Source organism: Shewanella goraebulensis (genome assembly GCF_030252245.1).
GTDB lineage: Bacteria > Pseudomonadota > Gammaproteobacteria > Enterobacterales > Shewanellaceae > Shewanella > Shewanella goraebulensis.
This window is the reverse complement of the sequence record NZ_CP126972.1, coordinates 96,269-119,607: the sequence shown is the minus strand read 5'-3', so window position 1 is coordinate 119,607 and position 23,339 is coordinate 96,269. Positions and strand designations below refer to the sequence as shown.

At 42.1% G+C, this 23,339-nt stretch carries 21 protein-coding genes; 7 read left to right on the top strand and 14 right to left on the bottom strand.

Annotated elements, in window-relative coordinates; translation table 11 throughout:
- Nucleotides 1-77 precede the first annotated feature (77 nt).
- Together rlmF and QPX86_RS00550 are read right to left on the bottom strand one after the other, a co-directional pair.
- A complete protein-coding gene (gene rlmF / locus QPX86_RS00555; protein ID WP_285163833.1) occupies nt 78-1,208 on the bottom strand; it encodes a 23S rRNA (adenine(1618)-N(6))-methyltransferase RlmF in 1,131 nt (376 codons plus the stop codon).
- Nucleotides 1,208-1,609 (bottom strand): flagellar basal body-associated protein FliL, encoded by a 402-nt coding sequence (locus tag QPX86_RS00550; RefSeq protein ID WP_220753992.1) that lies wholly within the window; start codon nt 1,607-1,609, stop codon nt 1,208-1,210. Before QPX86_RS00550 ends, rlmF begins: the two co-directional genes overlap by 1 nt.
- A gap of 78 nt (nt 1,610-1,687) precedes the next feature.
- Between QPX86_RS00550 and QPX86_RS00545 the strand changes: the two genes are divergently transcribed.
- A complete protein-coding gene (locus tag QPX86_RS00545) occupies nt 1,688-2,251 on the top strand; it encodes a chorismate--pyruvate lyase family protein (RefSeq protein WP_220753991.1) in 564 nt (187 codons plus the stop codon).
- Nucleotides 2,252-2,348: 97 nt separating this feature from the next.
- On the opposite strand, the gene QPX86_RS00540 is transcribed toward QPX86_RS00545, so the two are convergent.
- From QPX86_RS00540 to QPX86_RS00530, 3 genes are all read right to left on the bottom strand, one after another.
- Nucleotides 2,349-5,228, bottom strand: a complete 2,880-nt coding sequence (locus QPX86_RS00540; RefSeq protein ID WP_285163832.1) for an immune inhibitor A domain-containing protein — start codon at nt 5,226-5,228, stop codon at nt 2,349-2,351.
- Nucleotides 5,229-5,230: 2 nt separating this feature from the next.
- Nucleotides 5,231-5,500: a hypothetical protein gene (locus tag QPX86_RS00535; RefSeq protein ID WP_220753989.1), complete on the bottom strand. Its 270-nt coding sequence runs from the start codon at nt 5,498-5,500 to the stop codon at nt 5,231-5,233.
- A gap of 243 nt (nt 5,501-5,743) precedes the next feature.
- Nucleotides 5,744-6,337, bottom strand: coding sequence for a YhgN family NAAT transporter (locus QPX86_RS00530; RefSeq protein ID WP_220753988.1), 594 nt, complete (start codon nt 6,335-6,337; stop codon nt 5,744-5,746).
- 226 nt (nt 6,338-6,563) lie between these two features.
- Between QPX86_RS00530 and QPX86_RS00525 the strand changes: the two genes are divergently transcribed.
- Both QPX86_RS00525 and QPX86_RS00520 read left to right on the top strand, forming a co-directional pair.
- Nucleotides 6,564-8,138 (top strand): urease accessory protein UreE, encoded by a 1,575-nt coding sequence (locus QPX86_RS00525; protein WP_220754056.1) that lies wholly within the window; start codon nt 6,564-6,566, stop codon nt 8,136-8,138.
- Between the two features lie 190 nt (nt 8,139-8,328).
- Nucleotides 8,329-9,096, top strand: a complete 768-nt coding sequence (locus QPX86_RS00520) for an NRDE family protein (protein ID WP_220753987.1) — start codon at nt 8,329-8,331, stop codon at nt 9,094-9,096.
- 34 nt (nt 9,097-9,130) lie between these two features.
- Here QPX86_RS00520 and QPX86_RS00515 read toward each other — a convergent pair whose 3' ends face one another.
- Both QPX86_RS00515 and QPX86_RS00510 read right to left on the bottom strand, forming a co-directional pair.
- The gene (locus QPX86_RS00515) at nt 9,131-9,553 is read right to left on the bottom strand and encodes a YybH family protein (RefSeq protein ID WP_259651322.1); all 423 of its coding nucleotides are present in this window, start codon (nt 9,551-9,553) and stop codon (nt 9,131-9,133) included.
- A gap of 450 nt (nt 9,554-10,003) precedes the next feature.
- The gene (locus tag QPX86_RS00510) at nt 10,004-10,156 is read right to left on the bottom strand and encodes a hypothetical protein (RefSeq protein ID WP_285163831.1); all 153 of its coding nucleotides are present in this window, start codon (nt 10,154-10,156) and stop codon (nt 10,004-10,006) included.
- Between the two features lie 54 nt (nt 10,157-10,210).
- On the opposite strand from QPX86_RS00510, the gene QPX86_RS00505 reads away from it, so the two are divergent.
- On the top strand, nt 10,211-10,792 hold the full coding sequence (locus QPX86_RS00505; protein ID WP_220753986.1) for a lysophospholipid acyltransferase family protein: 582 nt from the start codon (nt 10,211-10,213) through the stop codon (nt 10,790-10,792).
- Nucleotides 10,793-10,900: 108 nt separating this feature from the next.
- On the opposite strand, the gene QPX86_RS00500 is transcribed toward QPX86_RS00505, so the two are convergent.
- On the bottom strand, nt 10,901-12,169 hold the full coding sequence (locus QPX86_RS00500; RefSeq protein WP_220753985.1) for a mechanosensitive ion channel family protein: 1,269 nt from the start codon (nt 12,167-12,169) through the stop codon (nt 10,901-10,903).
- A gap of 232 nt (nt 12,170-12,401) precedes the next feature.
- Between QPX86_RS00500 and QPX86_RS00495 the strand changes: the two genes are divergently transcribed.
- Complete coding sequence (locus QPX86_RS00495; RefSeq protein WP_220753984.1) at nt 12,402-12,947, top strand: TonB-dependent receptor; 546 nt, start codon at nt 12,402-12,404, stop codon at nt 12,945-12,947.
- Nucleotides 12,948-13,018: 71 nt separating this feature from the next.
- On the opposite strand, the gene hutH is transcribed toward QPX86_RS00495, so the two are convergent.
- The 3 genes from hutH to hutC form a co-directional block, all read right to left on the bottom strand.
- Entirely contained in the window at nt 13,019-14,563 is a 1,545-nt protein-coding gene (hutH, locus tag QPX86_RS00490) for a histidine ammonia-lyase (RefSeq protein ID WP_285163830.1), read from the bottom strand.
- Nucleotides 14,563-16,236, bottom strand: coding sequence for a urocanate hydratase (hutU, locus tag QPX86_RS00485; protein WP_285163829.1), 1,674 nt, complete (start codon nt 16,234-16,236; stop codon nt 14,563-14,565). Before hutU ends, hutH begins: the two co-directional genes overlap by 1 nt.
- Before the next feature lie 93 nt (nt 16,237-16,329).
- A complete protein-coding gene (gene hutC, locus QPX86_RS00480) occupies nt 16,330-17,037 on the bottom strand; it encodes a histidine utilization repressor (protein WP_220753981.1) in 708 nt (235 codons plus the stop codon).
- Between the two features lie 218 nt (nt 17,038-17,255).
- Here hutC and hutI point away from each other — a divergent pair, with 218 nt between their 5' ends.
- Both hutI and QPX86_RS00470 read left to right on the top strand, forming a co-directional pair.
- A complete protein-coding gene (hutI, locus tag QPX86_RS00475; protein WP_220753980.1) occupies nt 17,256-18,482 on the top strand; it encodes an imidazolonepropionase in 1,227 nt (408 codons plus the stop codon).
- Between the two features lie 204 nt (nt 18,483-18,686).
- Complete coding sequence (locus QPX86_RS00470; protein WP_220753979.1) at nt 18,687-19,058, top strand: metalloregulator ArsR/SmtB family transcription factor; 372 nt, start codon at nt 18,687-18,689, stop codon at nt 19,056-19,058.
- Between the two features lie 109 nt (nt 19,059-19,167).
- On the opposite strand, the gene arrB is transcribed toward QPX86_RS00470, so the two are convergent.
- The 3 genes from arrB to QPX86_RS00455 all read right to left on the bottom strand — a co-directional run bounded on the left by arrB (nt 19,168) and on the right by QPX86_RS00455 (nt 23,262).
- A complete protein-coding gene (gene arrB / locus QPX86_RS00465) occupies nt 19,168-19,872 on the bottom strand; it encodes an arsenate respiratory reductase iron-sulfur subunit ArrB (RefSeq protein WP_285163828.1) in 705 nt (234 codons plus the stop codon).
- Nucleotides 19,873-19,883: 11 nt separating this feature from the next.
- The gene (gene arrA, locus QPX86_RS00460; RefSeq protein WP_285163827.1) at nt 19,884-22,448 is read right to left on the bottom strand and encodes an arsenate respiratory reductase molybdopterin-containing subunit ArrA; all 2,565 of its coding nucleotides are present in this window, start codon (nt 22,446-22,448) and stop codon (nt 19,884-19,886) included.
- A gap of 370 nt (nt 22,449-22,818) precedes the next feature.
- Nucleotides 22,819-23,262, bottom strand: a complete 444-nt coding sequence (locus QPX86_RS00455; protein ID WP_220753977.1) for a dCMP deaminase family protein — start codon at nt 23,260-23,262, stop codon at nt 22,819-22,821.
- Nucleotides 23,263-23,339 lie beyond the last annotated feature (77 nt).

Here is a 23,339-nt window from a genome sequence, read left to right as displayed (position 1 = left end):
AACTGATTAGCATTAAAATCTCCGTCAGTCATGTCACTGCTTTTTATTCACTAATTTTGCACTAACTGAATGTGAACTCACTGCATATTTCTAAATTTAGCCCACTGTCTTCGCTGAACCTCAGTCAAAAAACTCCAAGCTAATACTCGAGTAATTTTGTTCCCTTGCTGCATTTCAATGGTTTTGACACTGTCTGCAGATAGCTTTTCTAGCAAAGCATAACAAGGCTTTAAATTTTCTGACTTAGAGACTAAAGAACTGAACCACAGACACTGCGAAGCAAACTGTTGGCTTTCAGTAATCATATTGGCTAAAAACTGTTGCTCACCACCTTCGCACCAAAGCTCAGCTTTCTGACCACCAAAATTCAAACTGCTTGCAGCTTGTTTGTTAGCGTTTGCAGTTTTGGTTGCTTGCGGCTTGTTTGCGCCTTTCTTAGCTCTGTTAGCTGCTAAATTGATATTCTTTTTAATACTTCCTTGCGTTGCCTCTTCTAACGAACGATGAAAAGGGGGGTTACACAAGGTGATATCAAAGCGTTCATTATCGGCAATAATACCGCTAAAGATATGGTTAGCGTCAGCTTGCAGTCGCAAGCTAAGCTTTTGGTTAATCAGTTGATTTTTATCAGCGACACCGGCTACATTCGCAATTGAAGTAGGATCAATGTCGCTTGCTACAAACTGCCAGCCATATGATTGAATGCCCAATAATGGATATATGCCATTAGCTCCTGTTCCAATGTCTAGAGCCTTTACTTTTTGACCTTTTGGTACCTTGCCATTCACACTTAATAGATCAGCAATATAGTGCAAATAGTCCACTCTACCCGGCACTGGCGGACACAAAAAGCCTTCAGGTATATCCCAGTGCTCAATCTGATAATCGGTTTTTAATATAGCCGCATTAAGAGCTTTTACCGCTTGTGGATCGGAAAAGTCTATTGATAAATTACCGTAAGGGTTAGGCCTAACAAAGTGGGACAATTTGGGACACTCTGAAATAAGTTTTGCAAAATCATAGCCTTGATTATGCTTATTTCTTGGATGCAGCGCCTTTGAGATAGATTTTACTTTTTTTGCATTTGTTGGATGATTCTTTTTATTTTGACTTTTCACATGCTTGGCACTCTTCGCGCGACTTTCGGATTTGCGTGCAGTGCCTTTGGTATTCGTATTAACTGCTTTTGATTTACTTTGAGGTTTCATTAATCGTATAAGTACTTGGTAAATAATAAATTAACCACGATTTGTTGTCCGGTTTCTTCTTCTAAAAGCTTATTAACGGTTTCATAGCACTCACGGCGAATATCTTCACGACCCGTTAATGATTTCACTTTATCTTCAGCTTGATTACCTAAGACTTCAACAATCGCGGCACGCAGTAACGGATCATGATGTTCAATCAATAAAAGGTGATCAGGATCTTTCACCATCAGTTCGACACTTATTTTTACAAATCCTAATTTTTTTCGATTTGAAATGTAATTGGTAACAATGTCTGGCTCAAAACCATAGTAAGCAAAGTTTTCGACCGCTTTTTCATCGGCACTATATACATTCATTGAAAACATCATTGAAAGTAAAATTGCGTATACGTACTTTGCCATAGTTAAACAAACTCCATTATTGATATATGCGCTACCGTGATAAACTGCACTCGTTTTGTACATTGTAACGAGTAAAGAATGACAGTGACCAGCCTAAGCTTTCCCTACGGTGAATCAATCCAATGGTTTTCACCTGAGAAGTTCCATTCTATGCCAAAAACAGCCCTAAAAGAATGGTTACTTGCCACGGGCAGTTTAACTCAAAAATTAAGAAGCTGTTGCCAACATTTTGAAGTCAAAGTTCTTGGTGAGCACCTTACTGCTCCATTAGCTGGTGAATGCCCTAATCAAAGCCGAGTTTGGGTTCGAGAAGTATTGTTATGTCTTGATGGTGAGCCATGGGTATTTGCCCGCACATTAATACCTGAAAGCTTATCGGCCAGTCAGCAACATAACTTTAAAGGATTAGGTACTAGGCCTTTAGGCGAACTGTTGTTTTCAAGCGACAATATTACTCCAGGCAAAATCGAAGTTGCAGAGTTTGAAAGTTGCAGCAAATTAGCCAAGCTTGCCACCAGTTTATCTCAAGAAGTGGATTCACCACTATGGGGACGTCGCCGCTATTTCAATTTAGCTGAGCAAGACATTATCGTCAGTGAAATTTTCTTACCTGCCGCTGTCGCTAAAATTAATCTGGGATAAGCCTTTGTCTCAATGCTTATATAAACCTATAACTTTCAGCAAAAAGAAAGGCATGGTGTTCACCATGCCTATTTCTACCTAGTGATGACTTCGAACACTAAATCTTTCTTTTAATATTGAGTCTGTTGCGAGTTAATAAACTCAGTATCAATAAGGTGAACCAGCCTAAGCTACCACCGCTACTGTCACCACTATCGACGCTTTCTTCGGTTACAACAATCGGAAAGGTTAAGCTTACTGCATGAAGGTGCTGATTGCCTTTTTCATCTGTTACTGTCAGTAAGATGGTATAGCTACCATCGGCAGCATAGGTGTAATCAGCTGGATTTTCACCAGTTACAGTATTGCCATCCCCCATATCCCATGAGTAGTTCAAATCACCAAAGCCACCAGAGGTATTATTAGTCAAACGAACCGTCAAATCATTATCCCCCACTATTGCAATGTCAAAGTCAGCTGCTATAGGAATGACTACCTCAACGATTCGACTATAAGTAGCAGTCTCACCTGCTGAGTCTGTAACGGTTAGTGTGACGACAAAACCATCTGAACTCGTATAAGTATGTGTTGGGTTTGCTAACGTGCTTGTTACACCAGCCTCACCAAACGCCCATGCATAAATGTAATCACCCTCACCACCTTCAACGTTAGCGGTGAACACAGCTGTATAATCGCTGACAACAACATCAAAGCTTGCTTCCAGTGACGTTTCGCCTGGGTCAGTGATAACAACACTACGTTTAAATTCAACCGTCGCGGTATCACTGTTGGTCGATTGCGCCGTCACATTCATGGTTAAACCTAGCTCTCGTAATATCATGCCTGACTGCGGTTGTAATGGTGCACTATAGTCACGACTATCATCAAACAAGCTGATATTGCTTAGGTGTGCGTCTGACGGATACGTAGTCTGTGGGTATAAGCTAAAGCTCGCATCGCGAATTTGCACATCAGTTGAGCCATTCGTGATTAAGTTTTGATCCGCATCAACCAGACCAATTAATCCGTAACCTGCATGCTCAGTAACGTTATTGTCCTCATAATTCTCATTCTCAAGCCATAAGAGAACACCTGACTCATAGCCGATATTAGCTAAGCCTTCATCAATTCCTTGATAGTTTCTAAGTTGGACAATATAACGTTGCGGCAAGCCTGGTAAGCTGTCATCTATTCGTGCAAAACCATCTAGGGTAACTGCATCAGCAGATTCTGCGCCGTCTTGATAAACCACACTTCCTTGATGGGTCAACGCGATATCATCAATGGCTATCCCGTATCCACCAACGGCTTCATCAGTGATGTAATTAATTTCAACTTGTACATTTTGACCCGCATAAGCAGCTAAGTCGTAGGTCAGCTCGACCCATGAATCAGCACCACTAGCTGAACTAATATCACTCGACAAGCCTGAAATATAATGGGAAACGTTACTGTAAAGAGGATTAGAAGCGGCCGTGTGATTACCTTCAATAGCAACACCGTTAATTAATACTTGGGTATAGTCATAATCCACCTCAATATCCCAATGGGCTTGGAATGACAGTAATAATGGCGTCCCTTCTGGTACATCAAGATTAAAATTCATGGTGTTTGTCATTAAATGACCTTTACCTGAGTGGTATTGATACTCACCTGTCAGCGGTTGCTTAAAATCTACTGAGGCAGTTGGCAGTGCGATTGACAGTTGATTCACTGCATCAGCATTGACCGCCGAAACTAAATCGGCCGAAAAGCCTGTTTCACCAATATCAGCCCAATTGATGGTTTGTTCGTTAACCCATTTACCTTTATAACGCTGTTGCAGATAAGAACGTGCATAAGGGCTGAAGCCGGAAGGCCTAGTACCAGCAATATAATTGCCTGCCGTTTCTTGGCCAACCCAAGAGCCGCCAGACATTAATGACCAGCTACCGACAGGAGAGCCAGAGCCTGCTGTGCCTGAGGTGTCATATTCATCAGGTAATCCAAGATCATGACCGAACTCATGGGTAATCACCCCAGTTGCTGAATCAATTGGCTGAACGGTATAGCCATAAATTTTCATTGATGTGCCTGGCAGCGTACTACCAAACGTGCTCACACCAACATAGTATCTGTGTGACCAAATAGCATCTGTACCTAGCACACCACCACCAGCCTCTTCACCGACACTTGAATGAAAAATAACAATATGGTCAATGATGCCATCAGGCTCATCAAGATTGCCGTTATTGTTGATATCGTAAGGATCTTCAATATCGTATTGGGCTAACTCAGCGGTGGTCATTCCTGCCACAGCCTTTGTCACCGCTTCCATAACTAACTCAGGCGCCGCTTTATCATCATCGTTATTGTTGGCGTCATTGCCGCCATAAAATGCAGCGTTGTTATCTGCAGTCACCCAACCTTTCACTTCACCATCAAAGGTAAATGTTTCGCCCGATGCTTGATCAAAATACTGAAATGCAGTTTCTAGATTCTCACCATTAGGCCCAGTAAAACCCGTTTTCGAAAATAAAATGTCTTCGTAGTGCTCCACAGAATAATTGCTGTAATACATCCCTGTATCGGCAGAAGTCAGCCTATTGTCGTTGTAAGGCAAGTCAGGAAAATCAACCAATACAGCAAGCACATTAACCGCTTTTTTGATGTCGCTATCGGCGAAGGCAACCACAGCGCTAGCATTCTGTTGCTGTTTAGTGCGCGCAATTTGATTAACTCGTTTTGTTTGCTCTGCTGGCACAGCATGGTTGTTAGCACGGGCTTTACGGGTAAAATTCTGCAGTGCTATTTGTTTTTCGCCATCAGATGCATCGACGCTTAATTCACCGCGTTTGGTTAGCCAATAAATAATTTGTTGTGGGTTTATCACGCCAGCATCGGCAGGAGATGTATGTTTTATCGGAGCTGCTATGGAAAATACGCTGAATAATGCCGCCAAAGATAATGCTACCGGTGTAATCAAAGATGTTCGAGGTTGCTTAAATTTATTAGCCATAACTACTTCCCTTGTTTACATTTTTTGTAGGCATTATTGCGTTTCGCTATATATTCATTAACTACAGCTTGTTGCTCTGCTTCAGTCATATCGAGGGTGATATCCCCTCGCTCGAGTAAATTATCTCTTATCCCTTGAGTATCAAGTAGCGGCGGAGTGGCACCACACTGTATTTTCGGTGGTTTAACCTCTGCATGAGTGTTTTGAACTGCAGTTTGGTGGCTGCACGCCAGCAAAGAACCGCTTAAAAGTACTGCTAAAATCCGTTTCATAATTCAACTTACAACATTATAGGTTAACCGAACATTAACAGTTATCACTCAGCAGTTACAATTGGGGTGCGAGATTTTTTAACCACATTTACACAACCAATGTTCGCATAAATATACACCAGCCCAATAAATAGGTTAATACCTCTAAATAACAAAAACTTAGCGTTAAACATCAGGTACAAAAAAGACCGCTATGGCGGCCTTAATATACGAAAATTATCCCTGTAAGGATCATCGCTAATCTCATGCAGTACTTTTCAAGTAACTCGATACCCCATCAAGGAACATTTGCACCGATATCATTACTAGCACCATTCCCATTAGTCGCTCTACCGCGGTAAGGCCTTTTTCACCCAATAGTCGCGTGAAGACTTTATAAAACAGCAATATAACCGCACTTACGCCCCATGCAGCAAATAAAGCAATCGTCCAGTCCGTCATTCGTGAGCTATCACTATGAGCAAGTAAAATTAACGCCGCTAACACTGAAGGGCCAGCCATAAGCGGAATAGCCATAGGTACGATAAAGGGTTCTTCACCAGCGGCAAGGCCTACTACACCACCAGGCTGTGGAAATATCATTTTAATTGCAATTAAAAACAATATGATACCGCCAGCAATACTGACCGACTCTTGACGTAAATTTAGAAAATTAAGAATCGCTTCACCAGCGAATAAAAATAGCAGCATAATGGCAAGCGCAATTAATAACTCGCGGATTAGTACTCGGCGACGCTTTTTAGGTTCTATATGCCTCAAGATTGATGCAAATATTGGCAAGTTCCCTAACGGATCCATGATCAAAAATAACATCACTGCGGCTGAAAATATGTCCATTACATTTATTCTATTAATAATTAACAAAGAAACGCTATTGTATACTTAATACAGCTATTTAGGAGGTATGAGCAGTAAAATTAGTTTATTTTTTAACGATTTCTATTAGGCTTTACCGTGTAAATTCTCATGATGATGGATAATCAAGCAACCCAAGTATTAAGTTAAGCTAAATACTAGGATATACTTGATTGTTTTTTCCGTTTCTTAGATTCTTTTGGATTCCATGCTCTATCTTGTCGCTAGTTGTATCGCACTTTTATTTGGGCCGCTTTGTTATCGCTACTTTTCTTCTGGAAGTGGACTACATAAAGGCCTAGATGGATTTATCTTCGTCTCTTTAGGCGGGCTAGTGCTTATCCATATTTTGCCAGAACTGCTTGAACATGGCGGGATCCTCACCCTATTTTTTGTTGTCCTTGGACTTTGGGGGCCAACCGCTAGCGAAAGACTATTTCACCGTTACTCAGATATTACCCATAATGTCACCCTAACCTTAGGTATCGGTGGCTTACTCCTTCATACCATTACGGATGGTGGTGCTATGGTATTAGCCCAGCAAGAGGGCAATTCCATTTTGCTAGCTCTCGGCGTAGTCATGCATCGTTTACCAGTAGGAGTAGCGATTTGGTGGCTGCTGAAACCACAAGTAGGTACCCGATGGGCGAGTGCCGTCCTTGCCGCAATGATGATTTTAACCGGTGTGGGATATTTTACAGGCGAGCAGCTTCTTCAACATATTAGCATCGACAATACCGTTTATTTACAAGCCTTTGTGACTGGTTCAATCTTGCATGTTGTATTGCATCAACCTCACGGAAATCATGATGAAGATCAGCAAGGGCGCTATCAATATCAAGCAGGCATTGGCAGCTTATTGGGTGTCGCTTTACTTGCCGTGTTAGTACTTGTTGATACTGGTGGTCATGATCATGTCCATCATAGTCATGGCTCAGGCCAATTTATTAATTGGTTACTGACCGTTTCACCTGTTGTCATTATCAGTTATTTAATTGCGACCGCTCGCTTTAAAGCTGGATTATCGCCTCAAAATAACAGTTTATCCAGCCGTTGGTTACAACGCCTTGCTGGTCCCGAAGCCCTATTTATTACATTGCTATTGCTTGGCCCTTGGTTTGCTCTGTATCAAGCGATTGGTTTGCTACTTGTAGGATTATTATTAAGTTTAGGGAAAGTCGAACTGACCGACCCTCATGAGAACTTGCCGACTTCATGTTGGCGTTTTGGCTTTGCACATCTCGTTGACCGAAGTGCACCTTGGATTGCATTAAGCCTGATTTTGGCGAATCTGATTGGTCATCCATCAGTACATCTTGAGCACCCAGCATTACAAGTGATGATATTACTGGCAGTATTTTTACCAATGCGTTTCTGTAATCTCGGCGCTGCAGTATTGGCACTCTCTTTAGCTTATAGTGGCTGGAGTAACGTTGCTGTCGCTTTCGCATTGATTGCTGCACCAGTACTTAGTATCAGCCAGCTTAAATTAATGAATTGGACCATGCGCGCGGCATTAACAGCAGTATTAGCCATCGCGTTATTATTTGCAGAACAGTTGTTAGGCGATTGGCATCAGCTATTAATTTTACCGAATAGCATCAATATTGCCGGCGTAGTGATAGTTGGGTTAATTTTCAGCGCAAGCCTACTACGCTTAGGCCCAAGAGAGTTTCTCAGCCGTTTGATGATCAAGTTTAAAGGCCACAACCATGACCACGAACATGCTCACAACCATGGTTCTGACTCTGGTCAAAAACATAACCATAAACATCACCATTAATTGAATGGTTAAATCGCTCATTGCCCTAGCTAACCTTCGGCATTGAGCGTTTGTCTTGGCTAACAACTCATCAAAGGAACCTTCTCCTAGTCATCTCCCAATTCTCCTTAAATGAGTAATCTTCTTTTGCTAATGCTTAGCCTTTAAAAATTAGGTTATGATGTTTTATCACCTTCTTTTGGTAGAGTTTATGTGCATTTTATTTATCGCTGTCGACATGCATCCTAAATGGCCGTTAATCGTTTGCGCTAATCGTGATGAATTCCATCACCGCCCTACTGAGCCAGCTCATTGTTGGCCACAAACAATTAATACATCGCAAATCATTGCTGGTAAAGACTTACAAGCAGGTGGCACTTGGTTAGGCGTAAACAAGCTCGGACAGTTCGCTGCACTTACCAATATCCGTCACAACACTGAAAGCGAAGGCATGCGCAGTCGTGGAGAATTAGTGCTTAAAGCCTTATCGAGTGATACCGATTTTAATGAGCAATGGCTAAAGCAACACAGTGCCAATTACAGTCCATTCAATTTGGTTTATCAGCAAGACAAAAAACTGTGGTGTTTTAATAGCTCCACAGCTGAAAATCTACCTTTGAATAAAGGCTTTCATGCTGTAAGTAATGGCGCTTTAGATGATGTATGGCCAAAGATGGCTAAAGGGCAACAAGCGTTAGAGCAGCATGTATTGAGCCATAATGAGCCAGATATAGAACAAATGCTGAACTTGATGCGTGATGAATCCGAAGCGGACGATGCCAGCTTACCGAGTACTGGTATTGATCTAGAATGGGAAAGGTTACTGTCAGCAATTTTTATTAAGCATCCAGAGTACGGCACACGATCCACCAGCATTGTGATACAAGATGCCCTAGGAAATATCCAATTTACTGAAGTGCGTTTTGATGGCAAAGCGAGAAATTTAGGGCAACAGAAATTCAATATTAAACTTGAATAATTGCCCTAGGATCTAAAGTTTACCTTGATAATGACTAATCTGATGAATGGTCGTGAGTGATAACCCATTTATCATCAATACGCTCTATCAATAAGGTAAATACACCGCTAGGTTTGTCCTTGGCCCGCTCTAGTGTCCAACGTCCAACGACTAACGCTGCGTAGTTACTCAACATTTTGATTTCGCGTACATTGAAGCTGAGTTTACCCATACGTTGTGCTGTTGGGTAACTGCGCTTATAACTGGCAAGAATAGAATCCCAACCATAATTATATTTGCCGTTTGATACAAAACGTAGTTTGTCACTTTTCCAGTAACCTTCCATGTAGGCATCAATATTGCCACTATTCCAAGCCTTCTCTTGGTTCGAAATCACTGAACGAATACGATCGGTTGGGATAGCACTATCAGAATTCACTTCATCTAGTGAAATAGGCGCTGCATCTTCAGGATTAATATCAACCGCGGCTACAGGTGTGATTGGAGTATATGTTTCAGGCTGTTTTACGACCTCATCTGTGGTGCTATTAACAACATCGTTCACTGTAGCGGCTTCTGGTTCACTGGCTAGTGTTTCTTTAGTATCAACACTATCAACAGGCTCAATTGAACCCACTTCGACTTTTTCTGTGGTCGAGGGCTTTAGCGGCACAGTTTTCAATGCTTGCTCGGTTTGTGTTTGGCTAGCCGTTTCGCTCGCTGCTTGTTCCTTTGCAACCTGTTCCTCTACAACTTTATCTGCTGCAATAGCTTGCGTAATGGTTACCATTGAAAACAGCATACAAATGACATTAATACTGATTATTGTAAGGTGCTTCACACACTCTCCTTGCTCATTGCCTAATCGTCATTTCTACAAACAAATAATCAATTGGCACTTTTGTATTACGGCAATGAATACGATAGGTTAGTTAACTATCACAGCACTGACGTTGATACTCATTAATGGCTCAACTTGTCTTTCTACCTGATATTTTTCAGATAAAAACGACACTGTTGCTAAAACGATATCACCTTGAACACTTACAGTCCTCAATATGATAATCGTAAAATATTTCATTATCTTATCGCTAGATTCTAGCGTATCAGATACAAATAAACTGGAAAATAGTCCATGTTTCGTAAAATTAGTTTATGGCTACTTAATATTAATGGCTGGCGCTTTGAAGGTAGTGCCCCTCGTGAAGGTCAATTCATCATGGTTGTTGGCCCTCATACCAGCAACTGGGACTTTATCATTGGTATTATTGCTCGCTCAGCATTAGGGATAAAAATTCACTTTCTGGGTAAGCATCAATTGTTTATTCCGCCATGGGGATGGTTTTTCAGATGGTTAGGCGGTAGCCCTGTTAATCGCAGTAAGAATAACAATATGGTCGATGCCGCAGTGCAGCTTTTTGAAGCTGATAACCAATATAAATTGGCGTTAGCCCCCGAAGGGACTCGCAGTGCTGTTACCCGATGGAAAACAGGGTTTTATCATATTGCAGTTAAGGCCAAGGTTCCTATCATTACCGTTGGATTAGATTTTTCACGCAAATCTATTGTGCTCAATACTCCAATGGATACGAGCGGGGATATGACCACAGATATGAATCAAATAATGGACTTCTTTAGAGGGATAACGGGACGTCACCCTAAAGTGATCCCCGTGTATGAGCCCAGAATGGAATCATCAGAAACTAAGCCAAACTAGGCTTTGGCTTAGTTTGACTTTAATAGCTTGTTTTTAATCGATGGCTTTTAAAGTACACAGCCAATCCAATAGTTTGAGTATTATTAAAAGAAAAGCAAAAAAGCTCGCTTAATGAACCTCTGCTTCAGGTTTAATACTACGGATGTCATTACCTGTCGGATTTTGAAATGCCTTTAAACCAAACTCAGGCAAAATGGCAAACACATGGTCGAAAATATCCGCTTGGATCCCTTCGTAAAATGCCCAACGGGTATCATTGGTAAATACGTACAGCTCAATAGGTAAACCTTCAGTGGTTGGCGCAAGCTGACGTACCATTAAGGTCATGTCTTTATGAAGCTTATTGTTGTGACGTAAATATGCATCTAAATAAGCTCTAAAGGTACCCACATTCGTCAAGCGGCGACCATTAACAGGCATATCAAAGTCACTGACTTGTTCATTTGAATGAGTGATTTCGGAGATTATTTTAGGGAAGTAATCTTTTAAATAATTCACTTTAGATAATCGCGCCACTTCTTCCGCTGATAAAAAATGAATGCTATTCACATCAAGGTTAATCGAACGCTTAATACGGCGACCGCCCTTTTCAGACATACCACGCCAGTTTTTAAAAGCGTCTGATACTAGAGCATAAGCTGGGATCATCGTAATAGTGTTATCCCAATTACGAACTTTAACCGTGTTAAGAGAAACTTCATCTACCGCGCCATCTGCGCCGTATTTATCCATTTGAATCCAGTCACCTTTGCTCACCATGCGGTTTGCAGCAAGCTGAATACCAGCAACGAATCCTAAGATGGTGTCTCTAAACACTAACATCACTAAACCGGTCGCAACACCTAAACCACTTAAAAAATAAATTGGCGACTGATCTGCAAGTACTGATACCGAAATAATGGCACCAATGAAAAATAAGAATAATTTGGTCAGCTGTACAAAGCTTTTAACAGGTAAACGACGGCTGATTAATTTGACGTCAGCAATTTCGTTCATGGCATCGAGACCTGAATACAATGCGCGAATGATAAAAATCACCACCAGTACACTTAAACTGCGGTCAAGTATGATGCCTAATAATTCCTGATGGGTTAATACAATAGGCACAAACAAGTCGAGAATGAATGCCGGAACTAACAAAGCCAACTTTTCCAATACGCCATAGCGCATGAAAATATCATCCCAAGTTACCGCAGATTTTTGGATGACTGTATTCACTGCTTTTACAAACACTTTTTTAGTGATGTAGTAAGCAATAGTTGCAATCAAAAAACTAGCAAACAGTAAAATCGACGTCGCCAAACTGTCAGAGGGCTGACTATTTACACCCGCTTCCAATAACCATTGGGCAATATCTGTGCGTAACTCGTTATCCACTACTTTATTCCTTTAATGACCTACAAATCATTGGCTAACATACCATATTTCTTGTTTTAAACGATGATAATCAAATATATGACAAAACCTCATTAAGCCACCCACTGACATAAAACAAACTCACAACAACAATAGAACATTCCATGAGATCTATGGTAAATCTACGAGCAAATATTGACCTCTGTTTCTCAAACCCTAACAATAACGCCATCCAAACAGGTAGAGGTACTCAATGAAACAATTCTGGCTTACCATCGCGCTTACTTTTAGCTTAGTAGCTTTTAGTCAACACGCTCAAGCAAACACAACTGATGAAGAGCAAAACTTCACCCCTTCAGTTGCATTATTAGTCGATTACATTGATACCCGTGGCGATATGTTTGGTGTCACTATTGCAGCGAGACACTTTGATCCAGATTATGCTGATTGGGGGTATTACATTGGTTACGCTTGGGGTAGTGAATATGACATTGAAGTGCCCGATCCTGCCGGTGAAGGTTATGCCAAAGAATACATGTGGCGCTTTGGTTTAAGCTACAGTTTAACTCAAGATTTAAGTGTTTATGGCGGTGCTACTGTATTCATTTATGAAGAAAATACCACAGATAATATCGTACCACTAATCGTAGGCGCAGAGCCTGTTTGGGAACGCGACCGCCAAAAAGAATGGGGCGCTGAGGTCGGCATCCGTTACACCTTTATGGAAGGGTTTGTGATTGGCGCGGGTTACGATACCAGCGCAGAAGCAGCGATAATTTCAATTGGTTTCACTATGTAACTTTATTGAAGAACCCTGTTTAAAGGCAATAAAAAAGGACCTGAAGGTCCTTTTTTATTAACTGTCATTCATTAGAAACTAGCTAATAGGCCTGCTGGCAAGTAGCGATTAAAACTCGCGCTGTACAACAAATCAGTAGCATTATCGATATCTGGGGCAAAGAAACGGTCTTTGTCATAATAATCGACCACTTCACGTAGCTCAGCTTTGGCGCTTGCCACGGCATCACTTGGGGCTAAAGGCTTGCGGAAATCAAGCCCTTGCGCAGCAGCAAGTAATTCAACCGCCAATACACCTCGTGTATTTTCAGACATATCACGTAAGCGACGCGCCGCAAATGTGGCCATAGAGACATGATCTTCTTGGTTTGCCGAAGTCGGTAAACTATCTACCGAAGCTGGGTGAGCATAAGTTTTGTTTTCAGACGCCAATGCCGCAGCAGTCACTTGAGCAATCATAAACCCTGAGTTAACGCCGCCATTTTCAACTAAGAATGGAGGCAGCTTAGACAGGCTAGAATCAATTAACAGCGCAATACGACGCTCTGCAATTGAGCCAAGTTCAGCAATAGCAATCGCTAAGTTATCAGCAGCCATGGCCACAGGTTCAGCATGGAAATTACCACCTGAGATAATATCGCCAGTGTCTTGGAATACTAATGGGTTATCAGTTACGCCGTTTGATTCAACAGCGAGTACTTCAGCAGCATGGCGAATTTGGGTTAAACATGCACCTAACACTTGTGGCTGACAACGCAGTGAATAAGGATCTTGTACCTTTTCACAATCTACGTGACTAGCACTGATTTCAGACTCATCACCCAGCAAATTACGGAAAATAGCCGCAGAATCAATCTGACCTTTTTGACCACGAGCCGCGTGAATACGTGCATCAAACGGGCTACGACTGCCCATTGCAGCTTCAACACTCATAGCGCCAATTACCGAACTAGCCGCAAATAAATCTTCAGCATGGAATAAGCCTTCAAGGGCTAATGCTGTTGATGCTTGCGTGCCATTTAACAATGCTAAACCTTCTTTAGCAGCAAGCTCAATTGGCTCAAGCCCAGCAATCTCCAGCCCTTCAGTCGCTGTGATGATTTGCCCTTGGTAGCTCATCTCACCTTCGCCTAAAAGTGGTAAACACATATGTGAAAGTGGCGCTAAATCACCTGATGCTCCTACTGAACCCTTTTCAGGAATACATGGGTAAACACCCGCGTTAACTAGCTGAATAAGGAAATTAATCACCTCTAATCGAATGCCCGAAAAGCCACGACTTAATGAATTAATTTTTAACACCATCATTAAACGTACAGTTGCATCTTGCATGTATTGACCAGTGCCCGCAGCATGTGACAATACAATTGAACGTTGCAGTAACTGTAAATCTTCAGGGGCAATTTTAGTGTTCGCCAACAAGCCAAAACCAGTATTAATGCCATACACAGTACGACCTTCATCCAGCACTTGTTGGACAAGTCCTGCACTGGTGTTGATATCCGCTTTGGCTTCTTCCTCTAAGGTAATATGAACCGACCCACGACCAATTTTACGTAACTGAGCTAATGATAAAGTACCTGGGTTTAGTAGTAATCTATGTTGTGTCGCAGTCATTACTTTGCTCCTTGCATTGGTAAATCTAGACCTTGCTCTTTGGCACAGTCAATGGCGATATCGTATCCTGCATCAGCGTGACGCATCACACCTGTTGCAGGGTCATTCCATAACACGCGGCCCAATCTTTGCGCTGCATCATCGCTACCATCAGCCACAATAACCACACCAGAGTGTTGACTGAAGCCCATACCGACGCCACCGCCATGGTGTAATGACACCCATGTTGCGCCACTGGCAGTATTTAATAAGGCATTCATTAATGGCCAATCTGATACGGCATCAGAACCATCAAGCATTGATTCAGTTTCACGGTTAGGACTGGCAACAGAGCCAGAATCTAAATGATCTCGACCAATCACAATCGGTGCTGATAACTCGCCATTTTTAACCATTTCATTAAACGCTAATGCCAATCGTGCGCGGTCTTTTAAGCCCACCCAACAAATACGGGCTGGTAAGCCTTGAAACTCAATACGCTCACGGGCCATGTCTAACCAATTGTGTAGATGCGGGTTATCAGGAATGAGCTCTTTCACCTTGGCATCGGTTTTATAAATATCTTCAGGGTCGCCAGATAAAGCTACCCAGCGAAACGGTCCAATACCTTCACAAAACAGTGGGCGAACATAAGCGGGAACAAAACCTGGGAAATCAAAGGCATTTTCAACACCTTCTTCAAATGCCATTTGACGGATATTGTTACCATAATCGGTTGTTGCCGCCCCTGCCGCTTGCAGTGCTAGCATGGCATTAACTTGAACTGCCATCGATTTTTTAGCAGCGCTTACTACTGCTGCTTCATCAGTTTTGCGCATTTCAGCAGCTTGCTCTAACGTCCAACCTTGAGGTAAATAACCGTTTAATGGATCGTGAGCAGAGGTTTGGTCTGTCACAACGTCTGGCGTTACACCACGTTCAACCAATTCAGTAAAGATATCAGCTGCATTACCCAGTAAACCGACAGAAACAGGGTTACCAGAAGCATTAGCCTCATCAATGATTGCTAATGCTTCATCTAATGACGTGGCTTTTTTATCCACATAACGGGTGCGTAAGCGAAAATCAATACGGGTTTCATCGACTTCACATGCCAGTACTGAGTATCCTGCCATAGTGCCAGCCAAAGGTTGTGCACCGCCCATGCCGCCAAGACCACCGGTTAAAATCCACTTACCAGCAGCACTGCCGCCAAAGTGTTGTTTTGCCATTGCTACAAAGGTCTCGTAAGTGCCTTGAACAATCCCTTGAGTGCCAATATAAATCCAAGAGCCCGCGGTCATTTGGCCGTACATTGCCAAACCTTTCTTATCGAGTTCGTTAAAGTGCTCCCAATTAGCCCAATGTGGTACTAAGTTTGAGTTTGCAATAATCACTCGTGGCGCGTTGCTATGGGTGGTAAATACGCCCACAGGTTTACCTGATTGCACTAATAAAGTTTCGTCATCTTCAAGGCGTTGCAGCACTTCAATAATTTTGTCATAACACTGCCAGTCGCGGGCGGCACGGCCAATCCCACCATAAACCACTAAGTCTTCAGGGCGCTCGGCCACATCTGGGTGCAGGTTGTTCATTAACATGCGCATGGCAGCTTCTGTTAACCAGCTTTTACAGGCGAGTGTAGTGCCGTGTGGCGCAATAATATTGCGGCTAGGATCATGTCTATTATTCATGCTTTTTCCTTTTATTAATCTTCAACCACAACACCATTTAATGAAGTCGTTAATGGGGCTATGGTTTGACTGTATTTATTGTTGTTGCTGTTTTTATTGATTAAACGTTAAATGGCCACCCAAGCTGAACTTACTGCCGGGATGGATTAAACGGGCAAAACTCACCACACCTTTACGGGACCAGGTGCGACGTAAAATTTGTAGGCAAGGCTCAGTTGCTTCAATCGCTAATCGTTGTTGGGTTTGCTCATTGGCAATCACCGCTTCTACGGTGTGGCGCGCCTCAGTTAACGGCGCAACCTTAGATAAATACTCATGAGGCGTCAGCAGATTGAAATCTTGTTTTAAATAATCGGGGATCATGTGCGGATTCACATAACGCTCTTCCACTTGCAAAGGTTGGTCTTGCTCGCAATGAACTAATACCGAGTAAAACACCGGACTACCCTCTGCTAACCCCAATGAAACTGCCACCGCGCCTTCTGCTGCAACTTGGGTTAGTTCTAATTGTTTAACGCTATAGCCATGACCGCGGTCTTTAATTTCGTCAGCAATGTTTCGAATCGCCAACAAAGAAGATTGCGACTTAAGCCCCGCAACAAATGTACCTAAGCCTTGGCTTCGCTCTAACACACCAGATTCAACTAACTCAGTTAACGCGCGGCGAGCTGTCATTCGGCTGCAATCCATTAACTCGGTTAACTGATTTTCAGATGGCACACGATCATTTTCTCGCCACTCGCCCGCTTCAATACGAGCTAGAATGTACTGCTTAATTTGTTCAAATTTTGCTAGTGCCATCGTCTTATCCATTGGTGGTTGTCAATCTAATGTCATCAGTGATAATGGTTTTAAACCGCTCTTTATTGCTGTAAACAACACCGATATCATGAGGATATTGGCGATTAAAGCCACTGACTGACTAAAAACTCGGCTTTAACCTTACCTTGTATATACAAGTAAAAACAAGTATTGTTTTGTCACTATTAGAATAAAATTTTACAGATAATGGAGTTGCTATGTCGTGGGATCATGTTTGGATTGACGTCAATATCGCTACAATGGATCCAACTAATTCAGCCGCTTACGGCGCAATTACCGACGCAGCTTTAGCAGTAAAAGATGGCAAAATTGCTTGGATTGGACAGCGAAAAGATTTACCTGAATTCGATGTATTTGATATTCCAGTCTACCGTGGCAAAGGCGGTTGGTTAACTCCAGGACTTATTGATGCTCATACCCATTTAATCTTTGCTGGTAGCCGAGCCAATGAGTTCGAAATGCGCTTACAGGGCGCAAGCTATGAAGACATCGCTCGCGCTGGCGGCGGTATTATTTCTACCGTAAAAGCCTGTCGTGAAGCTGATGAAGCGGAATTATTTGAGTTAGGTCGCCAACGCTTAAATGCCTTAGCCAAAGAAGGTGTCACCACTGTTGAAATAAAGTCTGGTTATGGCCTCGATACCGACACAGAAGTGAAGTTATTGAAAGTTGCCCGAGAGTTAGGTAAACATCACCACGTTGATGTAAAAACCACTTTCTTAGGTGCCCACGCTATTCCACCTGAATACAAAGACGATGTTGATGCCTATGTGGATGTGGTTATTAATGACATGCTGCCAACTGTGATTGATCAAGGTTTAGCTGATGCCGCTGATGTATTTTGTGAAAATATAGCATTCAACTTAGACCAAACTGAGCGAGTATTAACTGCCGCGAAAGAAGCAGGTCTTGAGATCAAGCTCCATGCAGAGCAATTATCCAATATGGGTGGCTCGGCAATGGCAGCCAAACTTGGCGCAAAATCCGTTGACCATATTGAATACTTAGATGAAGACGGCGTTAAAGCCCTTGCCGCCAGTGGCACCTGTGCCACCTTATTACCGGGTGCTTATTACTTCCTGCGTGAAACCAAAATGCCGCCAATTGATTTATTACGCCAACATCAAGTGCCGATTGTGGTTGCCAGTGATTTTAACCCAGGCTCATCCCCTATTTGTTCAACGCTGCTGATGTTAAATATGGCATGTACCCTATTTAGATTAACCCCAGAAGAAGCGTTAAAAGGCATTACTGCCAATGCAGCCAAAGCATTAGGGATAGAGCACAGTGTCGGCGTATTAGCTCAAGGAATGCAGGCAGATTTTTGCTTATGGGATATCACCACTCCTGCACAACTGGCCTACTCATACGGCTTGAATCCGTGTAAAGATGTCGTCAAAAATGGCGTAGTGGTTCATCAGTAACTTAATCATTTCGCCAAAAAGTAAAAAGCCGACATTATGTCGGCTTTATTCTGCATGAATACAAAACTACCACTTTATCTTGATTTGCCCTGACGAAAATTCATCACTAAACTTTACTTATCGAGGTTCACTTTCAGCAGCATTAGAATTGACTCAACAAGGTAAAAAACATATGGTAGGCCAAATTTTCAATCAGTATGAATCATGACTTCTCAGTTCGAACCAGTTAGCCTTTTCAAATCCTTAACAGACCCTATTCGCTTATCTATTGTGATGCTGTTGGTTGTTGAGAAAGAGCTGTGTGTCTGTGAATTTACTGAAGCTCTAGATGTCATCCAACCTAAGATATCTCGTAACCTAGCCTTATTAAAATCGGCAGGCATTGTTGTCAATCGACGACAAGGGCAGTGGATTTATTACTCGATTAATGAGCAGTTACCAGCATGGGCAAAACAAGTGTTGACTGATACTTATTCGGGTAATAAAACATTAATTGAAGAAGCGTTATCCAAGCTTAATTTGGTTGGCGAAAATCAGGACCGCCCAAAAATCTTGTGCGGCAGTTCGACTAAGTAACCATTCCTTCGATTCTATTTCAGGCAGAAAAAAGAGATGCAGCTTTAACACCTGCATCTCATTTCTAATCTTCAACACGACTCACTAAAACTTAATTTTGTAATGCTGTTTAATACAAAGTTTTCACGTTAAAACTGCGAATGTAATAAACATTCGGCTTCGTACCTGCATCTAGATTGAGCTGTTGAGTCTTGTTCATTTTAATCAAACGTGACGCTTCACTATTTGGATCGTCAAAGTCACCAAATACTCTCGCATCAGAAGGGCAAGCCGTCACACATGCAGGACTTAGCCCTTTATCTAAGCGATGATCACACAAGGTACATTTTTCAGTGGTTCTTCTTGGGCGAACTTCAGGATAGGTATCACCACGCTCAGGGTTCATATATGGAAAAGTTTTAATGTCTACTTTTTTCAATAAAGCATGAGGAGATCCAGTAGCGCCAGCCACTAGAGCTTTATCATCTTGCCACTCACGATGAGGCTCTTGTCTGTTATAGCTAATGACCCCATAAGGGCAAGCTCGCTCACATTTTCTACAACCGATACATTTATCATTATCTTGCAGCGTTAATCCACGTTCGTCTTTATACATTGCACCTGTAGGGCACACGTTAACACAAGCAGCATTGGTACAATGGTTACACATGGTTGGAATGTAACTGTATTTCACATCAGGAAAACGTCCTTCCGTTTTAGTTATATGATCCGACCATTTAACGCCATCAGCAGTGTTATTTTCGGTTTTACAGGCTAAATCACAGCCACCGCAACCTACACATTTTTGTAGGTCAATTACCATTCCGAGTCTCATAATCTCTTACCTCAGGCTTTTTTTACGTTAATACGAACATGGCCATAGTACGCTGATGCGCCACTTAATCTGTCATATCTATCAGCGATAATGTCGTTGTTTGAACCACCTCTCGCCTCTTTACCAAATGTCTTGCTCGCATGGCGACCATAAGCCCAGTGTCCTTGGCCAAAACATTTTGCTACGGTGCCAGGTCTTACCCCTTCCCATAACGCAACTGTGCAAGTTAACTCACCTACAGGGCTCGATATAACAATCTTGTCACCGGTTTTAATCCCCAGTTTTTCACCGTCGATAGGGTTGATTTTCGCCGTGTCTTCATTGGCAATATCTCCAGGATCAAGATCTTTAAATTCATAGAACCATGGTGTATTGGCTGAGCGACCTTCTTTACTTAATCGCGCCTTTTGATCCACCAGCAATAATGGATACAGTTTTTCATCACCGAAGCGGTATGGGTCTTCGTAATGCGGTACGAAAGCAACTTTATCTCGGGCTTGGTAATCACATGCCTCCATGACCTCATCAACACTGACATGATGGTTCTTCGCATGTTTATTAAGAGCTTTCTCAAGGGTTTTACTATAAAACTCAAACTTATGGGTCTCAGTTTTAAATTTCCCCCAGCGGCTTTTCAGTTCATAAGGATGGCTGTTCCACACGCCTTTATCGGTGAACTCTTTCCAAGACGTCATGTTATCGCCATATTTGGCAGCACCGTCAGTCCATAATGGCGAAGTCACGTATTTCACTAGTAGCTCACCAAAGTCTTTTTCGCTCTTAGCTGGCTGCTTAGTTTCAGGATCAAGTAACTGTTCATTGATATAGCGCCAAGGCATATCAAAACCTTTATCAGCTAACTTTTTAGCTAATAAATATGGGATTTCTGACTCATCTTCTTTAGTGTTCCATATGCGATCAATTGAAGGCTGTTGCACTGACACTTGATGCACGCCATTACCAATTGAATCTAATACGCCCCACTTTTCAAACATGTGGTGGTTAGCAGGTAAAATGATGTCGGCAAACCAACTAAACTCTGAAATATTGGTGGTCACGTGTGCCATGAAATCAAGCTGACTTAACGCTTCATTCCAACGCTGGCCTTCAGGTGATGAGAAATTAAAGTTGTTGAAGTATGCCAACATGACTTTAATGTCATACGGATCAGCACTTAGCATGCCATTAGGCGTATTGCTGGTGACAACACCACCGCCTGGTTTACCTTTTTTAAGCGCAGGGAAAGCTAAGGTGCCACGTTGATCAATTTTAGGGTGCTTAACCCCTTTCTTAGCCACGTTATCAAGGTACGGCTTAGAGTCAGGGAACTTCTTATTTAGTTTGATTTTATTAGCAGGGAATACTCCCCCTTTATTATCAATGCCACCGAATAAGCCATTTAATGCATGACAAGCAAGTGAAGTGTAAGTACCACGGGTATGCATCACAGCCCCACGTGATGTCCACACTTGTACTGCAGGTGCTGCTTTGCCCATATCGCGCGCAATATTGATAATGGTATCAGCAGGAATATTAGTGACAGACTCTGCCCATTCAGGAGTGTAATCTTTTAAGCTAATGTTCCACCAATCAACCACGCCATGAGTATGTACCTCATTAAATGCGAAAGCATCGACTTCTTGACCGGCAATGAACTGGTTTTGCTTATTAGCAAAGTCCCCCACAAATGGCTTATGCCACAGACCTTCAGTTAATGCCACATGAGCAATGGCTAACGCTAATACACTGTCTTGTGACGGCTCGATTGGGATCCATTTGTGAGCCTTACTGGCTGATACCGATAAACGAGGGTCTACTACGACCACTTTTGCGCTATCTAGCGCTGCGCCCCAAGTTTTTGAGTAATAGGAAACTTGGCGATTACTCGCAATGGGGTCGGCACCAAATGAAAGAATAAATTTGGCATTTTCAACATCGTACTGGTTATAACCCCAGTTACCATCTTGGTAGTATGGCCCCATTTTATGGGCTTCTGCACATATTGAACTGTGGGAAATATTATTTGGAGAACCAATCATTTGAGTCAGATGTTTATACATCAGCTCATTGATATGGGAATAGCGACCACGCAATAAAGCATATTTATGAGATTCGTCGGCAGCTCGAAGCGCTAGAATTTTATCAGCCAGTAAATCTAAAGCTTCATCCCAAGAAATCGGTTTGAACATAGGATCATGCTCTTTGCCTTTCTTAGGGTTTGTTCGCATAAGCGGTGTTTTCACTCTATCTGGATCATAGACTTGCTGAAGACTAAGGTGCTGCCTTGGGCAACTTGCTTCACCGTGCACTTTAGAATTAACGTTACCTCTTAATTTAATCGCACGCCCGTCCATCACATAAACTTGCTTGGCACACCAAGAAGTACATCCTTGACACGTTGTACCTACCCACTGACCAGTACCAGTAACTGTATCTTTACTTGGTAGCTCTTGCTCAATTCCCTTCATTACAGGTTCAATTGAACTCGAACTACTACAACCTATTCCAGATAGTGCAGCACCTGCTGCAGAGGTTTTTAACAACGCTCTTCTACCTGTATCTATTTTATTGCTCATCTCAATCCCCTTGAACACACTACATATCATCAACTGCATATACGCTTATTTATATATATACATTTGTAAATAAGCATTTAGAAGACAAATTAAAGGGCATGAATCACAGAATATAAATTTAACAATGGCTAATGCTTGAGCTAACTTTGCAACATTTAAACCTTAAACAATTGAAACAAAAGTGAAATATATGATGAGGAATAAAAAGCAGAAAGAATAAGCATTGGCTTAATGAATATCCCTTTAGGAGTATTAGTTGACTAATTTAGTGCGGAATAGAATGTTGAAATAAAACGCAGATATAAAAAAACCGACTTAACGTCGGCTTAATCACACAGAGATATGAAAAGAAAAAAGGCAACTCTCAATGCTATTCAAGCTCATGAACCGGCAGCCAGTTCACTTTTACTCCTGCTTGCAAAAACATATCTTGGCTGACTTTAATCTTATCGCCCCAGCGAGATAAAAAGTCCTCACTTTGCTCTGGGCAATACACACCCGTAATACCGGTTTGAATGATTTTAGCGGCGCAGTTAGGACAAGGAAAATGGGTAACCCAGATATCACAATCGCCTAAATCGCGCTTAGCGAATAAGATGGCATTCTCTTCTGCATGCAAGGTTTTCAATAACTTCATTTCACGATCGTCAGTTTCTGCGCTATCAGAAATCCCATGGGGATAGCCATTAAACCCGACAGACACGATACGATTATGTTTAGTGATCACCGCGCCCACTTGTGTTGACGGGTCTTTACTCCATGAACCAACAAGTTCAGCCATCTGAAAGAAACGTTTTGCCCATTTAGAAATCATAGCCTGTCACCTTTAAGTGCTTGGTTTAATTATCACTGCTTTGTTTATGCATAATACCTAAACTTAACAGCATTGGC